Origin of the sequence: Nonomuraea sp. 10N515B (genome assembly GCF_052245915.1) — a bacterium.
Lineage (GTDB): Bacteria > Actinomycetota > Actinomycetes > Streptosporangiales > Streptosporangiaceae > Nonomuraea.
This window is the reverse complement of sequence record NZ_JBQQBQ010000065.1, coordinates 1-26,939: the sequence shown is the minus strand read 5'-3', so window position 1 is coordinate 26,939 and position 26,939 is coordinate 1. Positions and strand designations below refer to the sequence as shown.

The window sequence follows — 26,939 nt, the reverse complement described above, 5'->3', positions numbered from 1 at the left end:
TGATTACCGATCAAGGAGGAGACCATCGTGCGTATCGCAGTCGCCGGCGCCACCGGGAACATCGGCTCGCTCACCGTCGCCGCGCTCGAAGAGGGCGGGCACGACGTCGTGCGCATCAGCCGTTCCCACGGCGTGGACCTGTCGACCGGTGACGGTCTCGACGACGCCCTCACCGGCGTCGAGGCGGTCGTCGACGCCACGAACATGGCGGCGACCGAGCGGGCCGAGGCGGTGGCGTCCTTCGGCGCCGTGACCCGCAATCTGCTCACCGCTGAGGAACGGCTTGGCGTCCGCCACCACGTGCTGCTGTCGATCGTGGGGCTTCATCGTGTCGAGGGCAACCCTCGCTACGCGGGCAAGCGGGAGCAGGAGCGCCTGGTGGCCGCAGGGCCTGTGCCGTGGACGATCGCACCCGCGGACGTGGCCGGGGTCCTCGCCGAGATCGCGACCGGCGAGCCGAAGGGGCGCTACGTGGACGTCGCCGGTCCCGAGCCGCAGGACCTCGTGGACATGGCCCGGCGCACGAACGAGGCCCGCGGTCGGGAGGTGAAGCTCGTGCCCACATGGTCGGGGCCGCTCGGCGCGGGGATGGCCGGCGACGTGCTGCTGCCCGGCGAGAACGCCCGCATCGCGCCGACCACGTTCGACGAGTGGCTCGCGGGCCAGCGATAGCGCCAGGACACATCGCGCCGGTCCCGCCGCCCCGCACGCCCGGATGCCGGACAGTCCGAGACGTGAATTTCATCACATACACTCTGTCCAGCAGTTTCGCGGTGGCGACTGGATCGGGCCCGCCAGCGGCCTGGGCTCGGGGGACTAGGAGTCGGCCGGCCACGAGCCGGCGTAATCGCGGTCCTCGTGATCGTCGCCGCGACCTGCCCGGTGTGAAGGACCCGGCGCTCGGCACGTTCGTCAGCGCGCCATCCTGACCGTCCTGCTCAACAGGCCTGAACCTGCTGTCGATCTCAGTGTTTCGGCAACGGGCCGTGCACGGGGGTGACCGCTCGCGGTCTTCCTCGACACCCGACGGCGCAGGCCACGAATCGGTAAGAAGAAGAAAGATCATGCGGGTTTTCGCGATTCTCATATTCGGCGGCGCGTTCACTCTGGCCGCCTGTGGCTCGCCGGTTGCAGACAACGCCTCCGGGGATCTCGCGATCGGAATGTCGGTGTCAACGCTGAGTAATCCCTATTTCGTCCAGTTCCGTGACGGAGCGGAGGCCGCGGCGCAGCTTTCGGGGGTCAAGTTGACGGTCACCGACGCCCACAACGACAGCTCCCGGCAGGCTGACCAGGTCCGAAACTTCACTAAACAACGCGTCAAGGCGATCATCCTTAACCCGGTGGATTCCGACGCGGTCGCCCCGGCGGTCAAGGCCGCCGGTCAGGCCGGCATCCCGGTGATCGCGGCCGACCGCAGCGTCAAGGGCTCCGAGGTGGCGCAAACCGTGACCTCCGACAATGTGGCCGGAGGCAAGCTGGGTGCGCAGGAGCTGGCCAAGCAGCTCGGTGGAAAGGGCAACGTGGTGGTCCTCCAAGGTACGGTCGGTACCTCGGCCTCCCGTGACCGCGACCGGGGTTTCACCGACGGCATCGCGGCGTACCCGAAAATCAAGGTCATCGCCAGGCAGCCGGCCGACTTCAACAGGGCCAAGGGCCGGGACGTCATGACGAACCTGATTCAGCGTCGCCCCGACATTGCAGGGGTGTTCGCGAGCAACGACGAAATGGCGCTGGGCGCGATCCAGGCGCTGGGGAACAGAGCAGGGCGACAGGTCAAGGTAGTGGGCTTCGACGGCACGCCGGACGGGATCAAGGCGGTGCAGGCCGGCACGATGGCCGCCACGGTCGCCCAGCAGCCGAGGCTGATCGGCTCGCGAGCGGTTAACGACGCCATCAAGGTTGCAAGGGGGCAGGCCATCGCGACGTCGGTGGCGGTTCCCATCAAGCTGGCGACCAAGGACAACGCGCATGATTTCTGGACTTTCTAAGGTGCACTGCCGTCAATAGAGCGGCACATCTACGGGCGGGCGCCTGACATCCTCAAGGGACTCGCTCTGTCGTGGTGGTCGGACCGCGGCCACGATGAGGCGCGGCCGTGTTGTGCATTCAACCCTCGGCGAGCAGCTGGCATCGTTCCGCCCGGGCTAGGCCTGGTTGAGCTTAGATGGCGGCGGGAGCGGAGGGAGTCGGCTCGGTGGGTGGTCAAGCCGTCACCGTGTGCCGTACCCCCTGCTGGCAGGAGCCTCGCCAAGCCGACGGTGTGTGGCCGCTGGCGCGTTTGAAGGCGACGCTGAACGCGAACGGGTCCCTGTAACCGACCTGGTGGGCCACGGTGGCCACGGTCTGCTGGGTGTCGCGGAGCAGGTCGGCGGCGATGGTCATGCGCCAGTCGGTGAGGTAGCCCAGCGGCGGCTGCCCGACCAGGGCGGTGAAGCGCCGGGCGAAGGCGGCGCGGGACAGGCCGACCTTGGTGGCCAGGGAGGCGACCGTCCACCGGTGGGCGGGGTTGTCATACAGCAGGCGTAGCGCCTCGCCGATCGACGGGTCGGTCAGCGCCTGGTACCAGGCAGGCGGCGACGCCTCCGGCCCGGTGCACCAGGCCCGCAACGCGATCACGAGGAGCAGGTCCAGGAGCCGGGCGAGGACGGCGTCTTGGCCCGGCTCGTCGCGGGCGGTTTCGGTGGCGAGGAGGTCGAGGGCTGCCTGGGTACGGGGGCCTGAGGGGACGACCGCCAGGGGCGGGATGAGGGCCAGCAGCCTGGAGGCCGAAGAGCCATGCAGGTCGTAGACGCCGCGGAGCATGACGGTGGCGCCAGCAAGGCCGTCGCCGTAGGTGCGGGGAGAAAGCGTGGGGTGGAGGTCGGCGGGGGCGCCGGTGGGGAGGCACTTGCGGCCGTCGCGGATCAAGAACTGAGGCGAGGTGCCGGGCTCGTCGGTGATCGTGTAGCCACCGGGAGCCGTGATGAGGGTGATGTCACCTGCGGCGAGGCGGAGGGGGTGGTGTCGCCGAGCCGGATCCAGGCGTGGCCGCCGAGGGTGGCGGCCACGGTGAGTGGCGGGGAGTCGGCAAAGGTCATGCCCCACGGTGGCCGCTGGACCAAGCTAATCACCCATGGATCGTCCAGACGATGTGCGGTTGGCTCGGTGCCATGACGAAATCCATCGCAGTGTTCGGAACCGGCCCGGGTGTCGGTCAGGCCATCGCCCGGCGATACGGGAAGGAGGGGTACGAGATTGTCCTGGTGGCTCGGCGCCAGCGGCCGTTGGACGCATTGGCCCGGGAACTGGCCGCCGGGGGAATCACCGCCCACGCGGTCACCGGCGATCTGGACCAGGCCGACGCCGTCGCGGCGCTGGCTGAGCGGATCCGCGAGCGGGTCGGTGACCCCGCGGCCTTGTACTACGGCCCGGCGCCTGCCGACCTGGCGTTCGTGCCCGCCGCCGCGCTCACCCCGGAGTTGGTGCAAGACCGCTTGCCGATCACGCTGTACACGCTCATGGCGCTGGTCAGGGAGTTCCTGCCCGCCATGGTCGAGCGGGGGTGATGGCGCCATCCTCACCGCTCAGGGGGCCGCTGCCGGGGCGTCTACGTCGGGAGGCTCTACATCGGCGCCCGCGTCCTGGGCACCCCGTTCGAGGCCGACTACCAGCGGCGCCTGGCCGAGGGCGAGCCCGTGTCCGACCTGCCCGCGGCCGACCCGGCCGAGCTGGCCGACATTCTCTGGGACATGCACTCCGCGCGAGAGCGGCAGGAAACCCTCATCGGGTAGCCAGGCGCACGCGATGTAGGCCCGATCCCGGCGAACTCCGCATGATGCGTTCTCACCCGGCTCGGCCGCCGATCCGGCATGGGCACTGTCGAGTTGACGGCGACCCGCGCGCCGGCCGACCGTCAAAAGTTGCCGCCCGGGCGACCGGCCCGTGCACGGCATCATTGGGCCACATCAGAGGCATAGTCGTGGGTCCCGAACCGCCGGGGAGATGGGGAGCGGTCTTCGTCACACGGCTCTGCGAGGCCTGGTTACGCATTGCGAGGCCTGGTTACACTTCCGGGGTGACCCTGGCCGAAGAAGAAGATCCCCAGGTCTGGCACCGGATTCGTCGCGATTCGACGGAACGGCGGATGCTGGAGGGCCTCAGCACGAGGTTTGACGTCCGGCTTCGTCCGCGGACGCTCGTGCTGCCGGACGGGAGCCGGGTGGAGGTCGAGGGGGTCGACGCGGATAACCGGTTCCTGGTACAGCTCGTCGCCAACCAGGGGACGTACAAGTCGCATCATCGCAACAAGGTCATGGCGGACATGTTCAAGCTCGTGTGGCTCAGCCGCTCGATCCTTCCTGGAGGCCGAGCCATCCTGTGCGTGAGCGAAGCAGTGTCCCAGGCATTTTCGGGCTGGGTCGCCACCGCCGCCCGGGACGTGGGCATCGAGGTGCTTCTGTTCCGGGATGACGGGGACATTGTGCCGCTGGTCGAGCGATGACCCCCACGGGAAGCCGTAACACCCTGGCAACAGAAGTGTCGAAACCACGCAATGTGGCCTCCCTAGCGTCTTAGCTACTCGGATTTCCGCGGTGCAGATACGAACTCGCGCCGCACGCTCTCCGGCGTTCGAAGTGGTGTGAGTGTGGGGAGAGCGTCATGGTTCCTGGTATGCCCTTTTGTCGTCCCGAGCGCCTGGTCGTCGCATGAGCGCGGCAGCGATCGAGGTGCGCGGCGCCCGCCGGGTCTACGGTTTCGGAGCTTCGGCGATGGTGGCGCTCGACGACGTGGGCCTGTCCATCGAGCCCGGCCGGTTCGTCAGTGTCATCGGCCCCAGTGGCTGTGGGAAATCCACGCTCCTCCGCTTGGTCGCCGGGCTGGAGCCGGCCGACCGGGGTGAGGTCAGCATCTACGGGGTCAGCCCGGAAGCAGCCTGCGCGGCGAAGATGGTGGGGCTCGTGCCGCAGACGCCGGCCCTTCTGCCATGGCTGTCGGTGTTGAAGAACGTCACGCTGCCCCAGAAGGTCAACCGGGCCGCGGGCCGGCGGCGGTCGGCCATCGGCCAGGCCGCGCATCGCGACACTCCAACATGTCCCGACATGACAGAGCTTCTTCGCAAGGCGGGCCTCGCCGAAGCCGCGCACAAGCTGCCGGGCCAGCTCTCGGGTGGGATGCAGCAGCGGACCGCGATTGTCCGGGCTTTCGGTCTGCAGCCCGACGTTCTCCTGATGGACGAGCCCTTCTCGGCGCTCGACGAGTTCACCCGCGAGAGCCTGCAGGAGCAGCTGCTCGATCTTTGGGATGAGCTGAAGACGACCGTCGTCTTCGTGACCCACTCGGTCAGCGAAGCGGTCCGGCTCTCCGACATGATCGTCGTCATGGCGCCGAAACCCGGCCGCATCACCGACGTCGTCACCGTCGATCTGCCCAGGCCACGAGGGCGTGACCTGCTCAAGACGCCAGAGTTCCACCGATTCGAGGATCTGATTCGAGAAAAGTTGCGTGGCGCCTGGCACACGCACGTCGCGTGACGGGAGGAGTACCGACATGACTTCCCTTGACGATGTCGTCGCCACCTTGCCGGAAGCCGAGCGGCCTGTCGCAGAGCCCGCCGCCGAACCGTCTCGCTACAGCCTGCGCCATCCGAGATCGCGGATCGGTTTCGTGCGTCCGAAGATCTGGCTCCCGCTCACTGTCATGGTGTGCGTGCTCGGCGTCTTGTGGGAGTGGGGCGCCCGCTCGATGCCGTATCTCCTGCCGGAACTTTCCTCGGTCGGAGAAGCGCTGGCCGAGGAGCCGGACTACTACCTCCGCAACGCCTGGGTCACCCTTCAGGAGTCGCTTCTGGGGCTTACCCTGGGATTCGTCACGGCGTTCGTCCTGGCGATCGTGATCAGCGAGCTTGCGTGGGCGCGGCGGGCGATCATGCCGGTCGCGGTCGTCCTCAACGTGACACCTCTGGTCGCCATCGCGCCGGTTCTCGTGGTGGCCTTCGGATTCGGGCCCGAGCCCAAACTGATCGTCACCGGCCTGATCTGCTTCTTTCCGATCCTCATCAACACCTCCGTCGGGCTGCGGGCCGTGCCGCTCTCGGTCGTGCAGGTCTACCGCACGCTCAACGCGTCGCGGCTGGAAATGTTGTGGCGTGTCCGGGTGCCGAGCTCGCTGCCGTACCTGTTCGCCGCGCTGCGCATCGTCTTCCCCCTGTCCATCGTGGGTGCCGTGGTCGCCGAGTTTTCCGCCCCCGGCGCGGCGGAAGGGCTCGGCACTGCGATCAGTGTGGCCTCGACCATGAATCGGCTTCCCGTCGTGTACGCGTCGATCGCGGTCCTGGCCCTGATGGGTTCGGCGCTGCTCCTCGTCGTCACGATCGCCGAACGCAGGGCCCTGCACTGGCACGAGAGCACTCAGGGCGCGGCCGGCTGACGTCCCCGGCCGCGACCGAGCGGCCTCGTGGACGTCTGCTCCACCTCTTCCCGGCGCCACGGAGCCGGGCGAAACCTCACCCCTTACCCGTCATGCGCTGCGCGCTTGGCACATGCGAGGAGTCATTCATGGAGAAACGCTTGCTGCGTGCCCTTGTGGCCGCCGCCTCTGTCGTTGTCGCCGCTTCCGGGCTCACCGGGTGCTCCGGTGACACAAGCAGCGCCGACGGCGCGCCGGTCGGAGCCACCAGCAGCGCCCAGGGCACGTCGGGCGGAACCGCCATCTCCGCCGCACGCTGCGCCCAGAACAAGGCGGCCGGCAAGATCACCTACTTGACTGGCTACTTCTACCAGGCTTCGGCGTCCATTCTGGAGTACCTCGCCGCGGACAAGCTGGGCTATTTCGACGCCCTGTGCCTCGACGTCGACATCAAGCCCGGGACCGGCAACACCAGTCAGAACGCCAAGCTCCTGGCCAGCGGGCAGGTCACCATCAGCCCGGTCAGCCAGCAGGACGTGATCCAGGCCCGCGACAATGGGATCAGCATCCTCGGCATCTCCGCTTATTCGAATGCCGGCCTCGAGGTGCTGATGACGATGCCGACCATCACCGATCTCAAGCAGCTCAACGGCACCACCCTGGGACAGAAGGGCAGCCTGTCGGTCGGGATCAGTGCCATGCTGACCCAGGCGGGCGCGGACGTGCCCTCCATCAAGCAGGTCGTCGTCGGCTACGACCCGTCCGTTCTGCCTCGTGGCCAGGTCCAGTCCCTGACGGGGTTCATCTCCAACGAGCCGAACCTGCTCGCGGCTGCCGGCAAGCAGGTGAAGGTGTGGCGGCCCTACGACTACCACGTTCCCGGCTCGCTCGGCGGTATGGCGGCCAACCCGGCCTTCGCCGCCGGGCACCGGACGGCCGTCGAGGATTTCCTGCGGGCCGGCCTGCACGCCTACGACTACTGCTCCACCAGGGGTGAGGAATGCGTCGGGTACGCAGCCGACCTGTCCGACGGAGGATACGACAAGGCGCAGAACCTGAAGATCTGGCAGACCGAGGTCGCGCTGGTGCAGCAGACCAAATCGCCGGATGCCCCACTCGGCCTCATCGACATGGACAACATCACCGCACTGGCCGAGTTGCTGGCCAAGCATTCCATGCTGAAGAAGACGAGCCCCGCCGACGCCAAGTCCTTCTTCGACTCCTCGTACCTTACTGCCCTCTACCAGTCGGGTCAGCTGGCGTGGCCGGCTCCCTGACGTCAACGCGCATATCGGAAGGCGGCATCGTGTCCCCGAAAGAATACGGAATCTTCCTCCCCATCGGCAGCGGAGGCTGGATGCTCTCCACCACCGCGCCGCACCCCGAAGCTACTTACGCGTACAACAAACGTGCGGCGCTGCATGCCGAAGCCATCGGTCTGGATTTCATCATGTCCATGGCGAAGTGGCGCGGCTTCGGCGGCACCACCGACCATTGGGGCGAAAGCCTGGAGTCGATGACGATGATGTCGGCCCTGGCCGAGGCGACTGAGCGCGTGAAGATCTGGGCGACCATGCACGCGAACATCCACCACCCCGCGATCGCGGCCAAGATGTTCACCACGCTGCAGCAAATTTCCCAGGGCCGCGCCGGGATGAACATCGTCAACGGGGCGTACGCGGCGGAGTTCGAGCAGTTCGGTCTCTGGGACGCCGACTTGTCCCACGCCGAGCGTTACCGGATGACCACTGAGTGGACGCAGGCGGTGACGCGGTTGTGGTCGGAGCACGCGGTCACCATGAAGAGCGACTTCTTCACGTTGAACGACTGCGAATCCCGCCCTCATCCCGAAACCCGGCCGACTCTTATCAGCGCCGGTCGTTCGGCGGGCGCGAGGGAGTTTCAGGCCGCCTACGTGGACGGGGCCTTCCTTGGAGCCGACAGCCTCGAGGAAATGCGGGACCTTTCCCGGGACGTCCATGAAAAGGCCGCGAAGCTGGGCCGTACGGTCAAGACGTACTCGATGCTCACCGTGGTCCAGGACGAGACGGACGCCGCCGCCGAGGAAAAGGTTCGCCGGTGGGGCGAGGGCGTGGACCGCGAAGCGCTGGCCGCCATGCGTGCCTCCTGGGGCATAGCGGAGCACCAGGCGCGTGCCTGGGCGAAAGGAGCCACCGGTGAGGCGGCCTTCCAGACCCCGTACGTGAGCGGATCCACCGAAACCATCATCGAGCACATCGCGACGGTCGTGCGGGAAGGTGAGTTGGACGGGCTGATGCTGATCTTCCCGGAGTACGACGAGGACATGCTGCTCTTCGGCGAGACCGTGCTTCCCGCCCTGCGGGCGATGGACGAGGCATCCGCCTGATGGAAAGCCTCCGCCCCCAGCACCTGTCCTTTCTGTCCTCGCCCGGCCACCGACCGGCGCTGCTCGTCGTCGACGTGCAGCGTTCCTTCGGCGATCCTGCGTTCCTGACCCCCTACGGCCTGGACGAGCACGCTTCCGCACTCGTCGAGGCCGCCATCACCGAAACGTCGCGACTGGTCGAAGCCGCCCGCGAGGCTGGGGTGCCTGTGGTGTGGATCGAACTGGCGAGCGACCCGGAGAACCCGTGGCGGTCCAGCGCATGGTTCCGCGGCGGTGACCTCGATGCGCCACCCGGTCCCGGCGAACCCTGCGTCATCGGCACGCGCGGCGCCGAGTGGTACCGGGTCGCGCCGGCCGAAGGGGAGCCGCGCGTGGCCAAGCGCCACTACAGCGGTTTCATCGGCACCGACCTCGAGACCCGTCTGCGGGCCGAGGGAATCGACTGGGTCGCGGTCGCCGGCCTGACGACCGAATGCTGTGTCACCGCCACCGCCACGGACGCCTTCCAGCTCGGCTGGCCGGTCGTCGTTCCCGTCGACGCGGTGGCGGCCTATGACACGCGCCTCCACAACAACGCCCTCGAGCAACTCGCGCTCAACGTTGCCGTGCTGTCCACAGCGGCCGACCTCGCCGCCCTGTGGAAGGACCGGGAGGCGGCGAACGACCTGGAGATCCTCCGATGAGCGGCATTCACCTCGCCTTCGACCTGTCCTTCACCCACACCGAGGGCCGCTGGGCGTCCGCAGGTTCATGGGTGGGGCGCGACTTCCCTGACGTACGCATGTTCATGGAACTGGCGCAAACCGCCGAGCGTGCCGGCGTCGACATGCTGTTCTTCGGGGACGGCAGTGGCATCCCGGACACCTGGCGCGGCTCGATCGAGCCGGCCGTGGAATGGGGAATCCAGTGGCCGAGACACGACATGGCCCCGGTCATCGCGGCCATGTCCACGGTCACCTCGTCGATCGGCTTCGGCCTCACCTACTCCTCGACGTTCATGCACCCCTTCTACGTGGCGCGCCTGCTGAACTCGCTCGACCACGTGACGGGTGGCCGCATGGCGTTCAATGTGGTCACCTCCACGCGCAGCGCCGATGCCGCCAACTATGGCTACGACGAGCTTCTCGAGCATGACGTGCGCTACGCACGCATGGAGGAGTTCGTCGACGTCTGCCAGGCGTTGTGGGATTCGGTCGCGCCGGGCGCCATCGTCCGCGACCGGGACTCCGGCCGGTATGCCGATCCCGCGAAGGTCTCACCGATCCATCACCGTGGCCGCTTCTTCACCGTCAAGGGACCGCTGCCCGCCGTACCAAGCCCGCAGATCCGCCCGGTGCTGGTGCAGGCAGGAAACTCGCCCCGCGGTATCGCGGCATCGGCCCGGTTCGCCGACGTGGTCTTCGGTTTCGGCGCGAACCTCACCGGCCAGCTGCGGCACCGGCGGATGCTCGACGAGGCGCTGGTCGCCGAAGGGCGCAAGCCGGAAAGCGTCGGCATTCTCTGGGCGACACAGGTGATCGTCGGGCGAACGGAGGACGAGGCCCGCACCCGGCGCGCGGAAGTGCTGGACTTCTGGGACGAGGAGGCGGTCGGCGCGTACCTCTCCCACAACATGGGATATGACCTGTCCACGCTTCCGGCGAAATTCCTGCTCGGTGACCTTCGCGACCAGCTCCACGCCGCGCAGGCCAGCCAGGCGGGGCTCGTGTCCCGGCTGGTGGGGGAGTACGGGGACGGCTACCGCATGGGCCGGGCAGAGTTCTTCGAGCACGGCTGGAAGAGCGCCACCGGTATCGACCACACGATCACCGGAAGCCCGGGCGCCGTCGCCGACGCGCTGCAGGAGAACTTCGCCGCGACCGGCTCCCGCGGCGGTTACATGCTGTCCAGCCCGCTGGGCATGCCTTCGGGGCTCAACGACGTCGCCGAGCTGCTCGTCCCGGAGCTCCGTCGCCGTGGCGCACTAGCCCCCCGGTACGCCGGCCGCACGCTCCGCGAGAACCTCGCCCCATGACCCGGTCCGCCCGCTCGGAACCCATCGAGCCCACCATCCGGCAGGCGGTGCCGGCCCAGGCTCCGATGCGCCGCCACTGGCCGGCCCTCGCCGCCCTCTGCGCCGGATTCTTCCTGCTGCTCGTGGACAGCACGATCATCTCGGTGGCGCTGCCGGCGCTCATGAAGGATCTCGGGGCCGGTGAGCAGGCCGGGATCTGGGTCAACAGCGCCTACCTCTTCGCCTATGCCATCCCGCTCCTGGTCGCAGGCCGGCTCGGCGACCGGTTCGGGGCCCGCGGCATCTACCTTCTCGGGCTGGGGCTCTTCACAGCCGCCTCGCTGTTGTGCGCGCTTTCCCCGACCACCGGGATCCTCATCCTGTGGCGCGTCCTGCAAGGGCTGGGAGCAGCGCTCATGACGCCGCAAAGCATGACGATCATACGCAGGATCTTCACCTTTCCGGCACTCGCGACGGCGCTGGGAATCTGGGCGTCGGTCGGGGGAACCGCCGCGGTCAGCGGGCCGCTCCTGGGCGGCGTCCTGGTGGGGACGTGGGGCTGGCAGTCGATATTCCTGGTCAACGTGCCCATCGGGATCGCGGCCTGGATTGCGGCCTGGCGCTGGGTTCCGCGTTCCACCCGCCTGCCCGTCTCGATACCGCTCGCGTCCGTGCTGATCAGCGGCGCCGGGGCCTTCGCCATCGTCGCGGGAATCCACGAGGGTGCGGCCTCGCCGGGCGGCGTCGTGCTGGGGCTCATGCCGGCGTGGCTCCTTCTGTGCGTCGGCGCGGTGCTCGTCGGTGGCGTGGTGTACGCCCAGCGTGGCAGGCCGGACATCGCGTTGCTGCCGGTCGTGCTCTTCCGCGACCGCCGATTCGTGATGGCCGCGGCCGGCAGCGCCGCGGCGTCCTTCACCGTCGGCGCGGCCATGATCCCCGTCATGATCTACCTCCAGGAAGACCGGGGACTCGATCCCATCGAGGCGGCCCTCACACTCGTCCCGATGGGCGTCGTCGCGGCGATCGCCGCACCGTTCGCCGGCCGCTCGGTGAACGCGCGGGGAAGCCGTTTCACCGCGATCGTCGGCTCGGTCTCCCTGACCGTTTCGATGGCGGCCTCCGCCGTGCTCGTGCTGGCGGAATCGAACCAATGGACTGTCTCCGGTGCTTTCGTGCTCTACGGTTTCGCCAACTCCTTCATCTGGGCACCGCTCTCGGTCGCCGCGCTGACGGGGATACCGGACAGGCTCATGGGTGCTGCCGCGGGTGCCTACAACGCGGTGAAACAGGCAGGTGGGGTCCTCGGAAGTGCCGCGACCGCCGCGCTGCTCGCCGCCGCCTCCGAAGGTACGGCCCTTGCGGTGCTCGCCGTATCCGCGGCGCTGTGCGTCATGGCGGCCGCGATGCTCGGACCTGCGGTGGGCTCATCAGAGCCCGGCCATCCGGGGAGAAAGGGCCATGATGTGCTGGAATCGAACTCAGGCAGCTTCCTTGGCTACGCCACCGGCCCCGTCGTCCACGGCGAGGGGAGGGGGAAGAAGCTGGGCTTCCCCACGGCGAACATCGACGTCGGCCCGGCCACCAGACTTCCAGGGGACGGGGTATACGCGGGACGGTTGACGATCCTCCAGCGTGCCGACCCGGCTGACGCCAGGCCTTCGCCCGAGTCGCTTGCGGCGCTCGTCTCGATCGGGCCGAACGGCACGTTCAACGCCACATCGCGGACGATCGAGGCGTACATCCTCGACTTCGATGAGGACATCTACGGGTGCCGGGCCGAAATCTCAGTCGAATGGTTCATCCGTCCCCAGATCACATTCGAGACCGTCGACGACCTCATCGCCCAGATGAACCAGGACGAGGTGCGTGGGCGGGAGTACTTCCAGTGCAAGAGAGACGAGGTGACCGATGAGTGACGACCGGATCGTGGCCCTGATCGGCAATCCGAAGCCGGCTTCCCGTACGAGGGACGCGGCGGAGAGGCTGGCACGGGGGCTGGGCGAGGAGATAAGTGTCATCGAACTCTCGCAGTTCGGTGCGGCCCTGCTGGACTGGACGGACGCCGAGGTGCAGGCGGCGGTCGACACGGTGGCCAAGGCCGACCTGCTCATCGTGGCCTCCCCCACGTTCAAGGCGACGTACACGGGCCTGCTCAAGCTCTTCCTCGAGCGGTTCCCCGGCCAGAACGGGCTGGCCGGCGTCGTCGGGGTTCCTGTGATGCTCGGTGCGGCGCCCATGCATGCGATGGCACCGGAGACGCACCTCAAACCGCTCCTCGTCGAGCTGGGTGCGAGCTGCCCGGCTCCGTCCCTCTATCTGATCGACAGCACCTACGGGACCGACGGTTCCCTGGAATCCTGGTTGAAGTCGTGGCGAGCGGTCGTCCTTCGTGGCGTCGGCGGGAGGGAGCGGTCATGATCAGACCCTACGTCGGCGATGTCCAGGCTCTCCGCAAGGTGTTCTCGGGATTCCCCTCCGGCGTCGCGGCGCTCGCAGCAATCGTCGACGGCGACCCGGCCGTTCTCGTGGTCTCGTCTTTCAGCGTGGGAGTGTCCCAGGATCCCCCACTTGTGCTCTGTGCGGTCCAGCGATCGTCGACGACCTGGCCTCTGCTCGCGAAGGCCACGGCCATTGGCGTGTCCGTGCTCGGCGAGGGCCATACGGAGAAGGCCCGCCAGCTCGCGTCCCGGGAGAAGGACACCCGGCTCGATGGAATCGACACCCTGGTCTCCTGTTCCGGGTCGGTCTTCCTGCACGGCGCGGCGATCTGGCTGGAATGCTCGATCGACGCCGCGCACGACGCCGGCGATCACGAGATCATCGTCCTGCGCGTGCTGGGATTCCGGGACGATTTCCCACACCGGCCCCTGGTCTGGCATCGCTCGGCGTTCATGACGCTGACGTCCAGCGCCTGAACGGTCAGGCCTCAGTGGTCATGAGCGACGACAAGCCCGAGTTCGGTGCCGCCGTGCTGATCAACGACAGCGTCGGTACCTTCGGGCCGCGCGCTTGCGGCGGGCGGGGCCGGCAGCATGGCATGCACATGCTGCCGGTACTTGCTACGTGCTGGCACCAGCGCCTTTCACCGGCACCTGGCCGAGCAGTTCGCGCGCCACCACGACGATCCGCTGCAGGCCTCCCTGCACGCCGCGCCGATCTTCTCATAGAACTTGATCCCAGCCCGGTGAAGGTCTTGGACGCCGAAGCGAGGGCGTAGATGGTGTCGGTCGTGTTGGGGATTCGCTTCTCCTTGTCGGCCATGCCGTAGGAGCGGGCGAGGCGGCCAGCACGCCGCTCGCGGTCAGAGGGGCGGCTCCGAGCAGGCCGAGGGCGGCACACGCCGTGAGAGCTGCGGCTCGTGTCGAGTCATGTGCGACTCTTTCTCCCGTCAATGTGGACCCGGCCGGGCACGGTCGATGCAATCGGCCACCGCGTTTCCGCGGCGTTTCCGTGTGGCTGGCCTGCTAACGGTCTGTTGCGCGCGCCGGCGGGTGTGGCGGTGCCGAGGGTCGTGGCTCCTTGCCGGGCGGCGTCGGCCAAGATGGCGTTCATCTGAGCACTTGCCAGCCAGGCGTGGTATCAGACATCGTCGTCGATCACGAGCGGTCGCGCCGTCGTCGCGGGCCGCCCCGCGGGCCAGTTTCAGCTCTGGATGCGCGCTGATGTCGGCGTCGGTGAGCCTGGTGCTCTGCTCTTCGCCCTTCCGCTGTCTGCGCCCAGCCGCGCAGGACGGCGGTGAGACGCCTGGAATCGATGGGTGTCACTACCGGCTACCACGCCGACGTTAATCTGGAGAAGGTCGTGTTCGCCGTGCTCGCCGTCGTACGCCTCAAGTACCCGGGCAATCGGCACGAGTCGCTGCACCAGCTGCTCTCCGAGCGGATGGAGATCCTGGAGTGTCTGCGGACCACCGGCGACGACTGCTCCACGCTGAAGGTGCCGCGGCGTCCATGCGCCGCTTGGAACGGCTGGTCGGCGAACTTGCCGAGTTCGGAAGCGCGACGACCAACATCGTGTACAGCCAGATGCTGCCCTACCGCGGTCCGCAGCGAGCCCCAAACGTCTGATGGCCACGGAGCACGGCTGGCTGTGACTTGCCAGAGCCACGCGTGGTTCACGGTACGGCGTACTGGTCGTGCTTGGCATACAGCTCAGTCCATTCCTCGTCGGTGAGCCGGCGGCCGGAAGCGACGATTTCGGCGAGCTCCCGGAAGTACGCCTCACGGGGCGCCCCCGGCGTGAACAGCACCAGCATGGAAGCAGGTGCATCGGAATTGTTGCTGAAGGCGTGGACCCCGCCTGGCGGCACGTACAGGAAGTCGCCCGGTGTCGCGTCCAGCCATCGCTCGCCGTTGTACAGCGAGACGGTGCCCTCCAGGACGAAGAACGACTCGGAAATGGTCCTGTGGAAGTGGGCGCCGGGGCCGTTCGGGATCGCGGCCATGTCCCAGCGGTAGAGACCGAATTGGCCATCGGTGCTCGCACCTGTCGCCAGATAGCCGACCCGGGACTTCACTCCGATCGTGAGGTCCGGCGGTGCGTCGGCCGACCGGTAGGTTGAGCTGGCGATCCCGTGATCTTTGAAGTATCGCGGCGGCGGATAGGACATCGTTACTCGCTCCAAGCGGTGGATCGTTCTAAGCGGCATGACCCTACGTGATGCGTTGGCCTCGTCGGGAGATCCAATTCCGGCCTGTTTGATTGCGCCAATATCCGGCGCGCTCCAGTGCAGCCGAAGTCCAAGATCGAGCTTGGACGCGGCGTCCCGCCGCATCCAAGCCGCTGAACGTGGATGTGGCATCAGCGATCGGCACGGCAGGGTCGACCAGTGGTCCACCATGCCGCTGGTGACACCCGGGGGCCTATAGGCGGACCGCTTCCCGGAGGTGGTCTCTACTCCGGCGCATCCACGAGGTGCTTGTGCTGGCCACCGATCCACACCGCGGGCCGCCCACGACGTGGCCGATGGGGCGCAGGATCACGCTCTGCGTTGTCATTGTGATCTCCCGGTTCTGGGCTGTCCCTGGCGGGGGTCGATGCACCTCCCGCCTGCGGTGATCACCCTGGAAGTATTCGGGTCAGAATGCATTGGGGCCGAAGCGGCCCCAGGCGATGACCGCGGCCAGCGCCAGCAGCACCACGTTGACAGCGATGGCCGCCGGCTCTTTGCGGCGGGCGTGGGCCGCAGCGGCGCCGATCATGGTGATGGCCAGGCCGGTGGCGGCGAGCGGGGTGAGGATCGAGGCGATGCCGGTGATGGCGGGCAGGATCAGACCGACGGCGCCGAGCAGTTCGACCGCGCCGATCAGGCGGATCTGGGTGAGGGTGAAGTCCTCCACCCAGGGCGCCATGGGGCGCAGTTTCTCCTTGGGCTGAGTGGCATGCATGGCCCCGGCCAGGCCGAATACGGCGGCCAGGACGGCCTGGACTACCCACAGGAACACGTTCACGTCAGTTGCTCTCTTCCTTCAGGTTCTTTGGCCTAGTAGCGGGAGAGGGTGCCACGGTGCCGGGCGAGGTTTTCGAGCCGGTTGAACAGGATGACCCCGGCGGCCGTGATGAGCAGCGGCTGGGCCAGCAGCCAGCCGAGACCCCAGCCAGTGGGGAGAGTCGCCAGAGAGTGCCCGCCGAGCAGGATGTCGCGCATCGCCTCGATGCCGGGCGCGATGGGGACCAGGAGCCGGCTGAGGAAGGCGATCGGGTCGGGCAGGGCGGCCAGGGGGACCAGGGTGCCGCCGGCGATGGCGTAGAGCGCCACGGACAGCTGGGTGATGATCTCGATGCGTTTGAACACCAGGGTCAGCCCGCACAGGATGAGCGCGAGTCCGCAGGTGCCCAGCACGATGGCGGCCAACGGTACGATCACCTGCGCGTCGAAGGGCAGTTGCCCGCCCTGGACGGTGATGGCGACGGCGCCGGTGGCCAGGACGGCCAGCGCGGTGGGTACGGCGGAGATCACGGCGGCGACCTGGCGGCCGAGGATGCTCGCGGCCGAGGGCAGCGGGGTCAGGTAGGTCTGTTCCAGCACGCCGGACTGGATGTCGCCCAGGTAGCTCCAGAACACCCGGTTGACCTGCTCGTGGATGAAGGTCAGCGCCACCATGCCGAGGAGCACCGGCAGCAGCAGGTGCGCGCGCAGCTGCCCGCGTCCCATGAACAGCACGATGAGCAGGTAGAACAGAGGAAATGTGATCATCTCCATCAGGGCTTCGCGCCATCCGGCGAGCAGGTTGAGCATGCCCTTGCGGACTTCGGCGGCGAATCCGCGGGCGAAGGTCATGACGACTCCAGGGCTCGGCGGTGGTTGCGGGCGAACAGCAGGCCGGCGACGGCGGTGAGGGCGAGGGTGTGGGCGAACAGCCACGGCAGGGTGCCGCCGGTCCAGAGCTGGGTCAGCGTCCGGCCCTCGAACAGCGTCTGGGCAAGCGCCTCGATGCCCAGCGTGGTGGGCAGGACCCTGGCCGCTGCGGCCAGCCAGTCCGGATACAGGGCCAGCGGCAGGAACGAGCCGTTGAGCAGCAGCACCAGCGAGGTGAACAGCGATTGCAGGGCGCCGATCATCGGGGAGACCAGAGCGAGGGCGGCCAGCAGGAAAGTAAAGGCCAGCGCATTCATCCCCAGGAGTGCGGCGGGCAGGAGCGCCGCCCAGCGGAAGGGGATGGTGATCCCGGCCGCCAGCATCGGGACGAGGGCGGCGACGGCGGCCACGGCCAGGCCGAACATCGAGGCGGTGATCAGCCGTCCGAGCATCGGCAGCCACGGCGGCGCCGTGCTCATCTGGGACTGGGCGAAAGTCCCCGTCCGTTTCTCTTCGATGAGGTCGGCCACCATCACCAGGCCGGCGTACTGCAGGAACCAGTAGCCGCCGATCGCGACCAGGGTTTGCGGTAGCAGGTCCTGGCGCAGTTCGCCCTGGCCCTGGACGAACTGCAGCCCGAGGTACATCATGGTGCTGATCAGCAGCGTGATCACGTGTCCCATCGGGTGGGCGAGCTGAACCCGCAGCCCTTTGCCGATCTCCGCGCGCAGGACCTCATGCATGGGACGGCTCGCTCACCAAGGCGAGGAACACGTCCTCCAGGTCGGGCTGCACCTGGGTCAGCGACTCCAGGACGGCTCCCTGCGCGCGCAGCCGCTCGACCGCGTCGTACACCTCGCTCGGATCGTTCACCCGCACGCTGATGGTGGTGACGCCGTCGCGGGTGACGGCGTCGAAGCCGGGCGGCGGCGCGCCCTCGACACGGATCTCGTACCGGTCGCGCTCTCGGAAGCGCGCCAGGAGTTCACGCGTGGGCAGATCGGCCACGAGCCGACCCTGGCGCATGACGGCCACCCGGTCGCACAGTTCCTCGGCCACATCCAGCTGGTGGGTGGTGAGCAGGATGGTGGTGCCGAGCTCGCGGGCCTGCTCGGCGATCCAGGTCTTGACGGTGCGGGTGGCCTCGACGTCCAGGCCGAGGGTCGGCTCGTCGAGCAGCACGATCGGTGGGCCGGCGATCAGGGCGGCGGCGATCGCGACCTTCTGCTGCATGCCGCGTGAAAAGCCGCCGACCTTGTCGTGGCGGCGCTCCCACAGGCCCAGATCGGTCAGCAGATCCTGGGCGCGCTCGGCGACCCGGGCCTTGCGCATGCCTTTGAGCCGGCCGAAGTACATCAGATTTTGCCAGGCCGACAGGCTCCAGTAGACGTTGCGCGAGCCTTCCAGCACGGCGCCGAACTGGGCCATGGCGGCTGAGCGCTGCCGGGCCACGTCGAAGCCGCCCAGCCGGACCTGTCCCGAGGTGGGGGTCAGCAGGCCGGCCAGCATCTTGATGGTGGTGGTCTTGCCGGCGCCGTTGGGGCCCAGGAAGCCGAACACCGTGCCGGCGCCGACATGCAGGGACACCTCGTCGACCGCCCGGACCTCCGCTGCGCCGTACACCTTGGTCAACGCGTCAATCTCGATCACGCCATCTCCTCGATCGGGGGAAGTCCCGGCCCCGCGAAGGGGCCGGGAGGCCATCAGTGCTCGTCCAGGACGTCGATGTCCTCCACGGTGGCCTCGCGCGTCAGCGCGAAGGCCGCGGCGGCCACGGCGTCGCCGGGCACGGCCTGGCGGGCCGCCTGCAGGCTGGCGGCCGAATCCCAGCGCCAGACGCCGACCCACGCGGAGTCGTCGATCCGGCCGAGGCGCGCCTCGGTGAGCCCGGGGAAGGCCGCCCTGGTCGCCGAAACCAGGAGGGCGTGCCGGGCCCGAAGCTCCTCGGCGTCGGCGGGGTCGGCTTGGAAACGGGTGACGGTAATGACCGGCATGGCTAAACCATCTCTCTAGAGTTGACTTCTAGCTATCGAATCTAGAGATAGACTCTAGCTATGAGCGATGTCAAGCGGATCAGCAAACGGGCACAGAAGGCGCAAGAGACGCGCCGGCGCATCCTCGCGGCGGCACTGGAGCTATTCGTGCAGGACGGCTACGGTGCGACGAATCTGCAGGACGTCGCCGCCAAGGCCGGGGTCGCGGTGCAGACGATCTACTTCGTCTTCGGCAACAAGCGCGCCCTGCTGAAGGAACTGGTCGACGTGACGATCGCAGGCGATGACGAGCCGGTGGCCACCATGGATCGGCCCTGGTACGCCGACGCGCTGGCCGCCGGCACCGCCCCCGACATGCTGCGTGCCTACGTCGCGGGCACGACCTCGATTTTGGAGCGGGTCGCGCCGATCGGCAAGATGCTGGACGGGGCGGTCGCGAGCGACCCCGAGGTCGCCGCGCTGTGGCCCCACGACGTCAACCCACGGTATGTCGTCCAGCAGAGGGCGGCCAAGGCACTGGCCGGCAAGCCCGGCGCCCGGGCGGAGGTGCCGGTGGAGGAGGCTGCCGACCTGCTCTACGGCCTGCTCAGCCCGGAGCTGTACCTGCTGTTCGTCCGTGAACGCGGCTGGCCGCGTGAGCGCTGGGAACGGTGGGCCTTGCAGACTCTGCACGCTCAGCTCTGCTCAGATTAGGGCCGCCAGCGGCAGGCCGGGGGCTGCGCTTCGGCGCAAGCCGTGGAGGGCGAGCCGAAAGCTATGCACGCCATCGAACGGAATGTCACGGTAGGCGCCGACCCCGCCGCGAGATGCGACTTTTCATTCGAATGCTGGTATGAGTTTTCTTCTCCAGGGGGTCATCGGGCTCACGGGTTGAGCAGGAAAGGCAGGCCCGCATCGTGGACCCTGGTCGGGCGCAGAGGCCGCCACCCCTCGATCAGCTTGGCGAGCTCGGCTTCGATGTCGACGGTGATGAAGCCGAAGAAGTTGACGTTCTCGCGATGGCCGGGGGCGATGAACGACAGCAGTTCGTCGGGGACGTCGCGGCCCTGGGCGCGGAGCTCGCCGATCGCCTTGCCGTAGTACTCGGTGGTCCTGGAACACCGTCCACATGGACCGCGGCCTGGCCGAGCTGCGCGCCCAGGGCGCCGTGTCCGCGGACGGCTTCATCGCCGACCGGAACGACGGCGTGGGGCCGCTGTTCGACCGGTACTTCAACGGCCCCCAGGAGCCGATCGCAGGAATACCGGCGAGTCCCCCTGTAGCTGGGAGTTCGGCCCTGGCTGAGCGAAGCAGGCGGCGAAGGTCGCGGTCAGAGCGTCCAAGGCCGAGGTGTAGGCGTGGTCGGGGGGACGGCCGTAGCCGATGATGACGCCCTGGCGGGTGGAGGGCAGTTCGCTGCGCTCCGACAGGTAGCCGAGGGCGAGTCCGTGGGCCTGCGCGGCGGTTCGGATGTCGGTCTCGGTGGGGCCGTCCGGCGGGAGGAGGGCCAGGGCGTGCAGGCCGGCGGCGATGCCGGTCAGCGCAATCGGAAGGCCTGCGAGGTGATGGCGGAGCTGGTCCCGGCGGCGGAGGTATCGCTGGCGGGACGTGCGGATGTGGCGGTCGTAGCCGTGGCGGGTGATCAGGTCGGTCAGGGTCAGTTGACCAAGGTGCTCGGTGTGGTGGTCGGTGTGCAGTCTGGCGTCGGCGACCAGGGTGATCAGGCGGGGCGGCAGGACCATCCAGCCGATCCGCAGCGCCGGGCCGAGTGTCTTGGACGTTGTGCCCAGATAGGCCACGTGGTTGGGGGCGGCGCCCTGCAGCGCGCCGACAGGCTTGCGGTCGTAGCGGAATTCGGCGTCGTAGTCGTTCTCGACGATCAGGCCACCGGACGAGCGCGCCCAGTCCAGCAAGGCGCGCCGCCGGTCGGGGTGGAGGGTCCGCCCGGTCGGGTACTGGTGGGCCGGGGTGACCTCCACCGCGTCCGCGCCGAGGCCGCCGAGGAGGTCGGTACGGGCGCCGAGATCGTCGACCGGTAGCGGGAACACCCGTGCGCCGGTGCGGCGAACCGCCTCGCGGTGCATCGGGACACCTGGGTCCTCCATCGCGAACGTCCCGCCGATGACCGCGGCGAGCAGCGTCAGTCCCTGCAGGTACCCGTTGGTGATCAAGATCGAGTCTGGGTGGGCCGACACGCCGCGGGCCCGTCCCAGGTATCCGGCCAGCGCGGCCCGCAGCTCCGGGCGGCCCCGCGGATCGCCGTAGCCGAAGGCGTCAGCCGGAGCCGATCCCAGGGCGCGCCGCGATGACTCGAGCCACGTCGCCACCGGGAACGCCGATGCGTCCGCGCTCCCTGGACGCAGATCGTGCCGCGGCTGCTCCGCCGCCTGCGTGGCGGAGGGCACCGGCGCGACCTGCGGTTGCAGCGCCACCACGGTGCCCGAACCCTGCCGCGCGGCCAGGTACCCTTCGGCGATCAGCTGGTCGTAGGCCGCCCGCACCGTGCCCCGCGCCAGCCCCAGATCCTCCGCGAGCCGGCGGGTCGCCGGCAGCCGTGTTCCGGTCGCCAGGCGCCCCGACCGCACCGCCTCCCGCAGCGCCCGCTCCAGCCCTGTCCGCCGCCCTTCGGCGACGTCCAGTTCCAGATGCAGATCCATCCCCGGATTGGGCCACTCATCCGCCATAAAAGTGGATCTTACCAGCGGCCCAATCGTGTCCTTAGGGTCGTCCGGGTGACCACGGTTCGACCTCCGCGGGCCGTCTCCCGCAAGACCGTCCGGCTACTCGCGACGGCCTATGGGCTGACGATCGCGAACCTCTACTACTGCCAGCCCTTACTGCCGGAGATAACCCGATCCCTCGGCCCGCACGCCGTGGACCACCTGGTCGCCATCGGCCAGCTCGGCTACGCCCTCGCCCTGATCATCATCGTCCCACTCGGTGACATCGTCCCCCGCCGTCCCTTCTTGGCGGTCCTGCTCTGCTTCGACGCCGCGGCCCTGGCCCTGACCGCCACCGCCCCCACCGCCGGCCTCCTCCTGGCAGCCGGGGCACTCATTGGGCTCACCGCTGCCGCCGTCGTCAACACCCTCATCCCCTACGCCGCCGCCCTGGCCGCACCCGACGAACGCGGACGCGCCATAGGGACGATGCTCACCGGTGGCCTCACCGGCGTTCTGCTGTCCCGTACGGTCGCGGGTCTGGTCTCGCAGGTCGCCGGCTGGAGGGCCCTGTTCGCGGGGGCGGCGGTCGTCACCCTGCTCCTGGCCGTCGTCCTCACCCGCGTCATGCCGCCCGCCCCGCCCGACCTGGCTCTCCCTTACCGGACCCAGCTACGCGCCACCGTCCGGCTGGCGGCCACCCACCGCCTGCTGCGACGGCGCTCCTTCATCGGGGCCTGTTCCTTCGCCGCCTTCGGCGTGTTCTGGTCGACCGTCGCCCTCCGCCTCTCCGAACCTCCCTACGAGTACGGCCCTGCCCAGATCGGATTACTCGCCCTGGCCGGCGCCGCCGGAGCAGTCGTAGCCCGCCCTCTCGGCCGCACCGCCGACCGAGCGGACCGAGTTCGGCTCACCAGGGCGACACTGGCCCTCGGCGCCGTGTCCTTCGCCACCCTGTGGGCTGGCGGACACCACGTCGCTTGGCTCCTCATCGGGCTCCTGGCCATGGACACCGCCGTCAACGCCGTCCACCTGCTCAACATGAGCGTCGTCTACGGCATCGACGACGCCCGCGCCCGCCTCGCCTCGGTCTACATGACCGTCTACACCCTCGGAGGCGTCGCCGGCGCGGCCGTCGGCCCCTCCGCCTACGCGGTCGGCGGCTGGAGCGCGACCTGCCTCCTCGGCACCGCATTCCTCGCGATCGCCCTCGTCCTGACGTTCACCCGAACGGAGAACCCATGAAACCCCAGCTGGTCATCTTCGACAACGACGGCGTCCTCGTCGACAGCGAACCCACCGCACACCGCGTGCTATCCGAATACCTGACGGAACTGGGCTTCCCCTTCACCCTGGAAGAGTCCTACCGGTACTTCCTCGGCAACGCCGCCCGCAACATCCACACGGTCGTCGCCGACCGATACGGCGGCACGCTCCCCGCCGACTTCACCGCACGCTGCCACGAGCGGGTCTTCACCGCCTTCAAGCAAGGACTGGACGCCGTCCAGGGCGCTTCCACCGTCCTGACCGACCTGCGGCGCCGTGGCATCCCTTACTGCCTGGCATCCTCCTCCGACCACGCCTGGATCGACCTCACCCTTGACCGGACGGGCCTGCGCCCCCTGCTGCCGCCCGGTGTGGTCTTCAGCGCCCAGGACGTCGGCGGCGTCGGCAAACCCGCCCCCGACCTTTTCCTCCATGCCGCCGCCGCGTTCGGCACCGACCCGCGCGACTGCCTGGTCGTCGAGGACAGCCCCAACGGCGTCCGCGCCGCGAAAGCCGCTGGCATGCCCGTCGTCGGCTACACCGCCCTGACCCCTGCAAGCAGGCTCACCGGAGCCACATCCCTTATCACGCACCTGACTGGGATCCTCGACCACCTCGACCACGACCGTTGAACCGAGGCCACAGACATCCACACCGGTCAGCAACTGAACACCCCGCTGAGCCTCGAGGGAGCTATCTGGCGGCTTTCCACGTCTACCGCGGCGATCCCGAGATCGAGACGCGACTCCATATCGTCCTTGACCATGTCTGGATCTCAAACCTGAACCGACCACACACCGAAGCCGGATGTCACACTCCGCGCAAGATCATTCTCGCTGAGCCGGGTCGTGTTAATTGTGACCAGGGCGTCCCTGTGACGTGGTGCCTCGGATTCATTGCCACGATCCTTGGCGCCGTTGGGTCACGCTATCTGGCAGGACGTGGGGTATGGCCGGGCATTCTGCTACCTGGACAACCATCCCGAACGGAAGATCGCGATACCTGCCTTCTGGCGTCAGGGACGGGCACCACGAGATGATCCCCCCTATGGCGGATGTGATTTTCTTCGATCTGGACGGCACCCTAGTCGATCATCGAAGCGCGGTCTGGGAAACGATCGGCCAGATCGTCCAGGCCGCGCCGAACGCGACGGCTCCGCCGCAGGAGCTGGCGACGTTGTGGTGGACGCTTGAGGCGCGCCACATGCGGGAATACCTGGCCGGTCAGTGCTCCTTCGCTGAGCACCACCGGCGCAGGCTTCGTTCCTTCCTGCCGATGCTCGGCGAGCCGGTTCCTGAAAGTCCCGGCCTTTTGGACGCCTGGATCGCCGAGCGCTACCTCACCGTGTTCGAGGAGTCCTGGCGGTGCTATCCCGATGTCCAGCCATGCCTGGAGACCCTGAAACGGCTTCCCCGAGGACCGCGTCTGGCCGTTCTCACCAACGGGGACCCCGAGCAGCAGCGCGCCAAGCTCGCCCGCTTCGGCCTCCTCGAATACTTCGAAGCCGTCCTGACCCCGACCGAGCTCGGTGCGGCCAAGCCCGTCGCCTACGCCACCGCCTGCCGGTGGATGCGGACGAACCCCGCGCAGGCGGTCAACGTGGGCGACATGCTGGAAAGCGACGTGAACGCAGCCGCCCTCGCCGGGCTCACCGGCATCTGGCTGGACCGCGGCATCGACTTCGTCACCGGTGGACCATCGCCGACGGCAGACGAGACGGTGCTCCGCATCGAACGCCTCACCGACCTCCCCGACCACCTATCACGCACGATCGCCTGACCGGCTCTCACGGCCGTCGTAAGTGAACGACCCGGGTCAACGCCATCCGCAGGTCAGTGCGCCCGCCCGGTTCTTGTACGACTTCGACAACCTGCTGCTGTCACACCATGACCGCTCCAGGGTGATCACCGACGGCCTTCGCCGGCAGAACGTCAAACCGCACGGACCCGTCCCTCGCCTGGTGCTCCTCGACGGCTTCACGGCAGCGACCTGGACGTTCGCCACCGCACACGACCCGGCGACACTGACCGTGCACCCGTTCGCACCGCTGTCCGCGCTCGACCGCGACGCGTAGACCGTCGAGGGCGGCGGCCTGCTGGACTTCCTCGCTGCCAAAGCGTCACACGAGATCCGCTTCACCGCCCCAGGCCACCGAGACCCATAGTGATCCCAGCAGCCGGTAGCCGGAGGAGTCCTCGCCGCCTCGGAACTCGCCCTCCTTGCCATGGCTTGCTCCGCCGCGTCCAGGGCACATCGCAAGGGGGTTCGGTGGCTGCCCTTAAACCCAGAAGCTGTTTCATAGGTGGTCGTTACCTGTAGCGCCTGAGCCACTGTCCACGACGTCCATGACGAACGACTCCTTCCCGGTGATGCGCCTGCTGGATGTGGTTATCTGCCGCCGTCCATCACGCAGATCATCGGAGGAAACATGCAGCGGGTCCTGTCCGCCCGTCACAGGGCTGGAGTCATGGACTGTGCTGGGCGACGACGGCCTGATCCAGCCGATCGAGGCCTATCTGGCGTACCTGACCGACATCGAACGGTCCCCAACACGATCAAGGCGTATGCCCACTTATGCCGCTCTCGGCATAAGTGGGCTTATGCCGACGCCTCGGTTATGCCGCGTGCGCCCGGGAACCTCGGTGTCCGTCGTTGAGGCGGGGGCGGCGCGAACGGCATAATCCGGCGGGGTCAGAGTCCGTCGAGGAAGGCGAGCAGGCTGTCGGGGGCTGTGTAGCGGCCGGGTTTGGTGTGGGGTGGTGCGGTGCGGGCGAGGGCGCGTTCCTTGATCTCCATGTCGGCGTGCAGGTAGACGCGGCTTGAGGTCGGCGATTCGTGTCCGAGCCAGAGGGCAATGACGGTGACGTCGACGCCTGCGTGGAGTAAGGACATGGCTGCCGAATGCCGCAGGGTGTGGGGGGAGATGGCCTTGGCCTGCAGGGATGGACAGGTGTTGACTGCGGTCGCGACGTACTTGGCGAGCAGGCGCTCGACTGCGTCGCGGCTGAGCCGGGCGCCGCGGCGGGTGCAGAACAGTGGGTCAGGACCGTCTCCGCTGCGTTCGGCCAGCCAGGGCTTGAGGGTCTTGATGGTCTGGGTGGTGAGTGGGGTGCAGCGTTCCTTGCGGCCCTTGCCGCGGCAGTAGACGTGTGCGCCGGGGCCAAGGTGGACGTCGGCGATGGTGAGGCCGGTGAGTTCGGAGACCCGAAGTCCGGTCTGGGTGGCTAGGAGGAGGAGCGCGTGGTCGCGGCGGCCGTGCCAGGTCGCGAGGTCGGGCGCGGCCAGGAGCGCGTCGATCTCGGGCCGGGTCAGGAAGCTGACGGTGGTGTGGTCGTGTCGTTTGGTGGGGATGGCGAGCACCCGGGCGATCAGCGCGGCGTGCTCGGGGACCTTGAGTGCGGCGTAGCCGAACAGTGAGTGGATGGCGGCCAGGCGGGCGTTGCGGGTGGTGACGCTGTTGCCCCGCTTGGTTTCCAGGTGTTGGAGGAATCCGCTGATCAGTGGGGCGTCAAGGTCGGCGAAGTCCAGCCTGCTGGGGAGCTTGCCGGTGCGCTGGCAGGCGTAGCCGAGCAGCAGTTTGAACGTGTCGCGGTAGGCGGTGATGGTGTTCGGGCTGGCGCGCCGCTGGGTCATCAGCCGCTCGGTGAAGAACGCCTCCAAGACGGGCGCTAGGGCGCTCATGTTGGCGGCTCCTGGGTGTTGTCCAGAAGGTTGGCGGCCAGGGCGAGCAGTTCGGGAGAGGCGTGCAGATACCAGAAGGTCGAGGCCGGATCGACGTGGCCGAGCCAGGTGGACAGCAGCGGCAGATGGGCGGGGACGTCGACGCCGGAGCGATACCACTCCAGCAGCGTGGTCACCGCCATGGTGTGGCGAAGATCGTGGATGCGGGGCCGGGCCCGTCCGGGCGGCGTACGGATTCCGGCCAGGCCGAGCAGCTGGGCAAAGATGCCATCGACGCTGCTGTGCAGGAGCGGTCTGCCGGTGGTGGAGATGA

The 26,939-nt window shown here is 68.3% G+C and carries 28 protein-coding genes and 1 pseudogene; 18 read left to right on the top strand and 11 right to left on the bottom strand.

Annotated elements, in window-relative coordinates:
* The first annotated feature begins 27 nt into the window (after nt 1-27).
* The gene (locus ACTWQA_RS49070) at nt 28-672 is read left to right on the top strand and encodes an SDR family oxidoreductase (protein ID WP_443165723.1); all 645 of its coding nucleotides are present in this window, start codon (nt 28-30) and stop codon (nt 670-672) included.
* 392 nt (nt 673-1,064) lie between these two features.
* Nucleotides 1,065-1,991: a D-ribose ABC transporter substrate-binding protein gene (locus tag ACTWQA_RS49065; RefSeq protein ID WP_443165722.1), complete on the top strand. Its 927-nt coding sequence runs from the start codon at nt 1,065-1,067 to the stop codon at nt 1,989-1,991.
* Between the two features lie 214 nt (nt 1,992-2,205).
* On the opposite strand, the gene ACTWQA_RS49060 is transcribed toward ACTWQA_RS49065, so the two are convergent.
* Nucleotides 2,206-3,087: an AraC family transcriptional regulator gene (locus ACTWQA_RS49060; RefSeq protein WP_443165721.1), complete on the bottom strand. Its 882-nt coding sequence runs from the start codon at nt 3,085-3,087 to the stop codon at nt 2,206-2,208.
* Between the two features lie 65 nt (nt 3,088-3,152).
* Here ACTWQA_RS49060 and ACTWQA_RS49055 point away from each other — a divergent pair, with 65 nt between their 5' ends.
* The 11 genes from ACTWQA_RS49055 to ACTWQA_RS49005 all read left to right on the top strand — a co-directional run bounded on the left by ACTWQA_RS49055 (nt 3,153) and on the right by ACTWQA_RS49005 (nt 13,663).
* Nucleotides 3,153-3,548, top strand: a complete 396-nt coding sequence (locus ACTWQA_RS49055) for an SDR family NAD(P)-dependent oxidoreductase (RefSeq protein ID WP_443165720.1) — start codon at nt 3,153-3,155, stop codon at nt 3,546-3,548.
* A 509-nt stretch (nt 3,549-4,057) separates the two neighbouring features.
* Nucleotides 4,058-4,483 carry a hypothetical protein gene (locus ACTWQA_RS49050; RefSeq protein ID WP_327581384.1) on the top strand — a complete coding sequence of 142 codons (426 nt, stop codon included), beginning with the start codon at nt 4,058-4,060 and terminating at the stop codon, nt 4,481-4,483.
* Nucleotides 4,484-4,688: 205 nt separating this feature from the next.
* Nucleotides 4,689-5,513, top strand: coding sequence for an ABC transporter ATP-binding protein (locus tag ACTWQA_RS49045; protein ID WP_371825775.1), 825 nt, complete (start codon nt 4,689-4,691; stop codon nt 5,511-5,513).
* Between the two features lie 16 nt (nt 5,514-5,529).
* Complete coding sequence (locus ACTWQA_RS49040; protein WP_443165719.1) at nt 5,530-6,408, top strand: ABC transporter permease; 879 nt, start codon at nt 5,530-5,532, stop codon at nt 6,406-6,408.
* Nucleotides 6,409-6,536: 128 nt separating this feature from the next.
* Nucleotides 6,537-7,664, top strand: a complete 1,128-nt coding sequence (locus ACTWQA_RS49035; protein ID WP_443165718.1) for an ABC transporter substrate-binding protein — start codon at nt 6,537-6,539, stop codon at nt 7,662-7,664.
* Nucleotides 7,665-7,693: 29 nt separating this feature from the next.
* Nucleotides 7,694-8,755: an LLM class flavin-dependent oxidoreductase gene (locus ACTWQA_RS49030; protein ID WP_443165717.1), complete on the top strand. Its 1,062-nt coding sequence runs from the start codon at nt 7,694-7,696 to the stop codon at nt 8,753-8,755.
* The gene (locus ACTWQA_RS49025) at nt 8,755-9,438 is read left to right on the top strand and encodes a cysteine hydrolase family protein (protein ID WP_443165716.1); all 684 of its coding nucleotides are present in this window, start codon (nt 8,755-8,757) and stop codon (nt 9,436-9,438) included. Before ACTWQA_RS49030 ends, ACTWQA_RS49025 begins: the two co-directional genes overlap by 1 nt.
* The gene (locus ACTWQA_RS49020) at nt 9,435-10,769 is read left to right on the top strand and encodes an NtaA/DmoA family FMN-dependent monooxygenase (RefSeq protein WP_443165715.1); all 1,335 of its coding nucleotides are present in this window, start codon (nt 9,435-9,437) and stop codon (nt 10,767-10,769) included. The genes ACTWQA_RS49025 and ACTWQA_RS49020 overlap by 4 nt, the downstream gene beginning before the upstream one ends.
* The gene (locus ACTWQA_RS49015) at nt 10,766-12,664 is read left to right on the top strand and encodes an MDR family MFS transporter (RefSeq protein WP_443165714.1); all 1,899 of its coding nucleotides are present in this window, start codon (nt 10,766-10,768) and stop codon (nt 12,662-12,664) included. Before ACTWQA_RS49020 ends, ACTWQA_RS49015 begins: the two co-directional genes overlap by 4 nt.
* Nucleotides 12,657-13,166 carry an NADPH-dependent FMN reductase gene (locus ACTWQA_RS49010; protein WP_443165713.1) on the top strand — a complete coding sequence of 170 codons (510 nt, stop codon included), beginning with the start codon at nt 12,657-12,659 and terminating at the stop codon, nt 13,164-13,166. Before ACTWQA_RS49015 ends, ACTWQA_RS49010 begins: the two co-directional genes overlap by 8 nt.
* The gene (locus tag ACTWQA_RS49005; RefSeq protein ID WP_327581391.1) at nt 13,163-13,663 is read left to right on the top strand and encodes a flavin reductase family protein; all 501 of its coding nucleotides are present in this window, start codon (nt 13,163-13,165) and stop codon (nt 13,661-13,663) included. The genes ACTWQA_RS49010 and ACTWQA_RS49005 overlap by 4 nt, the downstream gene beginning before the upstream one ends.
* A 274-nt stretch (nt 13,664-13,937) precedes the next feature.
* On the opposite strand, the pseudogene ACTWQA_RS49000 reads toward ACTWQA_RS49005, so the two are convergent.
* The 7 genes and pseudogenes from ACTWQA_RS49000 to ACTWQA_RS48970 form a co-directional block, all read right to left on the bottom strand.
* A pseudogene (locus ACTWQA_RS49000) lies at nt 13,938-14,087 on the bottom strand (hypothetical protein); the annotation flags it as partial.
* A 775-nt stretch (nt 14,088-14,862) separates the two neighbouring features.
* Nucleotides 14,863-15,522 (bottom strand): cupin domain-containing protein, encoded by a 660-nt coding sequence (locus ACTWQA_RS48995; RefSeq protein ID WP_443165712.1) that lies wholly within the window; start codon nt 15,520-15,522, stop codon nt 14,863-14,865.
* Nucleotides 15,523-15,826: 304 nt separating this feature from the next.
* Nucleotides 15,827-16,198 (bottom strand): DoxX family protein, encoded by a 372-nt coding sequence (locus ACTWQA_RS48990; protein WP_443165711.1) that lies wholly within the window; start codon nt 16,196-16,198, stop codon nt 15,827-15,829.
* A 32-nt stretch (nt 16,199-16,230) separates the two neighbouring features.
* Complete coding sequence (locus ACTWQA_RS48985) at nt 16,231-17,028, bottom strand: ABC transporter permease (RefSeq protein ID WP_443165710.1); 798 nt, start codon at nt 17,026-17,028, stop codon at nt 16,231-16,233.
* Complete coding sequence (locus ACTWQA_RS48980; protein ID WP_443165709.1) at nt 17,025-17,789, bottom strand: ABC transporter permease; 765 nt, start codon at nt 17,787-17,789, stop codon at nt 17,025-17,027. Before ACTWQA_RS48980 ends, ACTWQA_RS48985 begins: the two co-directional genes overlap by 4 nt.
* A complete protein-coding gene (locus ACTWQA_RS48975) occupies nt 17,782-18,696 on the bottom strand; it encodes an ATP-binding cassette domain-containing protein (protein ID WP_443165708.1) in 915 nt (304 codons plus the stop codon). Before ACTWQA_RS48975 ends, ACTWQA_RS48980 begins: the two co-directional genes overlap by 8 nt.
* A 53-nt stretch (nt 18,697-18,749) precedes the next feature.
* On the bottom strand, nt 18,750-19,040 hold the full coding sequence (locus tag ACTWQA_RS48970) for an antibiotic biosynthesis monooxygenase (protein WP_443165707.1): 291 nt from the start codon (nt 19,038-19,040) through the stop codon (nt 18,750-18,752).
* A 60-nt stretch (nt 19,041-19,100) separates the two neighbouring features.
* On the opposite strand from ACTWQA_RS48970, the gene ACTWQA_RS48965 reads away from it, so the two are divergent.
* The gene (locus ACTWQA_RS48965) at nt 19,101-19,733 is read left to right on the top strand and encodes a TetR/AcrR family transcriptional regulator (protein WP_443165706.1); all 633 of its coding nucleotides are present in this window, start codon (nt 19,101-19,103) and stop codon (nt 19,731-19,733) included.
* A gap of 518 nt (nt 19,734-20,251) precedes the next feature.
* On the opposite strand, the gene pdxR is transcribed toward ACTWQA_RS48965, so the two are convergent.
* A complete protein-coding gene (gene pdxR / locus ACTWQA_RS48960; protein ID WP_443165705.1) occupies nt 20,252-21,676 on the bottom strand; it encodes a MocR-like pyridoxine biosynthesis transcription factor PdxR in 1,425 nt (474 codons plus the stop codon).
* Nucleotides 21,677-21,751: 75 nt separating this feature from the next.
* Between pdxR and ACTWQA_RS48955 the strand changes: the two genes are divergently transcribed.
* From ACTWQA_RS48955 to ACTWQA_RS48940, 4 genes are all read left to right on the top strand, one after another.
* Entirely contained in the window at nt 21,752-22,924 is a 1,173-nt protein-coding gene (locus tag ACTWQA_RS48955; protein WP_443165704.1) for an MFS transporter, read from the top strand.
* Nucleotides 22,921-23,577 carry an HAD family hydrolase gene (locus tag ACTWQA_RS48950; protein ID WP_443165703.1) on the top strand — a complete coding sequence of 219 codons (657 nt, stop codon included), beginning with the start codon at nt 22,921-22,923 and terminating at the stop codon, nt 23,575-23,577. Before ACTWQA_RS48955 ends, ACTWQA_RS48950 begins: the two co-directional genes overlap by 4 nt.
* 415 nt (nt 23,578-23,992) lie before the next feature.
* Nucleotides 23,993-24,724 carry an HAD family hydrolase gene (locus ACTWQA_RS48945; RefSeq protein ID WP_443165702.1) on the top strand — a complete coding sequence of 244 codons (732 nt, stop codon included), beginning with the start codon at nt 23,993-23,995 and terminating at the stop codon, nt 24,722-24,724.
* A gap of 22 nt (nt 24,725-24,746) precedes the next feature.
* On the top strand, nt 24,747-25,019 hold the full coding sequence (locus tag ACTWQA_RS48940; protein WP_443165701.1) for a DNA glycosylase AlkZ-like family protein: 273 nt from the start codon (nt 24,747-24,749) through the stop codon (nt 25,017-25,019).
* Between the two features lie 617 nt (nt 25,020-25,636).
* Here ACTWQA_RS48940 and ACTWQA_RS48935 read toward each other — a convergent pair.
* Nucleotides 25,637-26,626 (bottom strand): tyrosine-type recombinase/integrase, encoded by a 990-nt coding sequence (locus ACTWQA_RS48935; RefSeq protein ID WP_443165700.1) that lies wholly within the window; start codon nt 26,624-26,626, stop codon nt 25,637-25,639.
* On the bottom strand, nt 26,623-26,939 hold a 317-nt coding region (locus tag ACTWQA_RS48930), incomplete at its 5' end, for a tyrosine-type recombinase/integrase (RefSeq protein ID WP_443165699.1). The genes ACTWQA_RS48930 and ACTWQA_RS48935, both read right to left, overlap by 4 nt.

What these genes read in the sequence shown, in the direction of transcription:
- ACTWQA_RS49065 (WP_443165722.1), top strand. Translation starts at nt 1,065, where the DNA reads ATGCGGGTTTTCGCGATTCTCATATTCGGCGGCGCGTTCACTCTGGCC.
- ACTWQA_RS49055 (WP_443165720.1), top strand. Translation starts at nt 3,153, where the DNA reads ATGACGAAATCCATCGCAGTGTTCGGAACCGGCCCGGGTGTCGGTCAG.
- ACTWQA_RS49045 (WP_371825775.1), top strand. Translation starts at nt 4,689, where the DNA reads ATGAGCGCGGCAGCGATCGAGGTGCGCGGCGCCCGCCGGGTCTACGGT.
- ACTWQA_RS49040 (WP_443165719.1), top strand. Translation starts at nt 5,530, where the DNA reads ATGACTTCCCTTGACGATGTCGTCGCCACCTTGCCGGAAGCCGAGCGG.
- ACTWQA_RS49035 (WP_443165718.1), top strand. Translation starts at nt 6,537, where the DNA reads ATGGAGAAACGCTTGCTGCGTGCCCTTGTGGCCGCCGCCTCTGTCGTT.
- ACTWQA_RS49025 (WP_443165716.1), top strand. Translation starts at nt 8,755, where the DNA reads ATGGAAAGCCTCCGCCCCCAGCACCTGTCCTTTCTGTCCTCGCCCGGC.
- ACTWQA_RS49020 (WP_443165715.1), top strand. Translation starts at nt 9,435, where the DNA reads ATGAGCGGCATTCACCTCGCCTTCGACCTGTCCTTCACCCACACCGAG.
- ACTWQA_RS49015 (WP_443165714.1), top strand. Translation starts at nt 10,766, where the DNA reads ATGACCCGGTCCGCCCGCTCGGAACCCATCGAGCCCACCATCCGGCAG.
- ACTWQA_RS49010 (WP_443165713.1), top strand. Translation starts at nt 12,657, where the DNA reads ATGAGTGACGACCGGATCGTGGCCCTGATCGGCAATCCGAAGCCGGCT.
- ACTWQA_RS49005 (WP_327581391.1), top strand. Translation starts at nt 13,163, where the DNA reads ATGATCAGACCCTACGTCGGCGATGTCCAGGCTCTCCGCAAGGTGTTC.
- ACTWQA_RS48995 (WP_443165712.1), bottom strand. Translation starts at nt 15,522, where the DNA reads ATGCGGCGGGACGCCGCGTCCAAGCTCGATCTTGGACTTCGGCTGCAC.
- ACTWQA_RS48985 (WP_443165710.1), bottom strand. Translation starts at nt 17,028, where the DNA reads ATGACCTTCGCCCGCGGATTCGCCGCCGAAGTCCGCAAGGGCATGCTC.
- ACTWQA_RS48980 (WP_443165709.1), bottom strand. Translation starts at nt 17,789, where the DNA reads ATGCATGAGGTCCTGCGCGCGGAGATCGGCAAAGGGCTGCGGGTTCAG.
- ACTWQA_RS48970 (WP_443165707.1), bottom strand. Translation starts at nt 19,040, where the DNA reads ATGCCGGTCATTACCGTCACCCGTTTCCAAGCCGACCCCGCCGACGCC.
- ACTWQA_RS48965 (WP_443165706.1), top strand. Translation starts at nt 19,101, where the DNA reads ATGAGCGATGTCAAGCGGATCAGCAAACGGGCACAGAAGGCGCAAGAG.
- pdxR (WP_443165705.1), bottom strand. Translation starts at nt 21,676, where the DNA reads ATGGATCTGCATCTGGAACTGGACGTCGCCGAAGGGCGGCGGACAGGG.
- ACTWQA_RS48950 (WP_443165703.1), top strand. Translation starts at nt 22,921, where the DNA reads ATGAAACCCCAGCTGGTCATCTTCGACAACGACGGCGTCCTCGTCGAC.
- ACTWQA_RS48945 (WP_443165702.1), top strand. Translation starts at nt 23,993, where the DNA reads ATGGCGGATGTGATTTTCTTCGATCTGGACGGCACCCTAGTCGATCAT.
- ACTWQA_RS48935 (WP_443165700.1), bottom strand. Translation starts at nt 26,626, where the DNA reads ATGAGCGCCCTAGCGCCCGTCTTGGAGGCGTTCTTCACCGAGCGGCTG.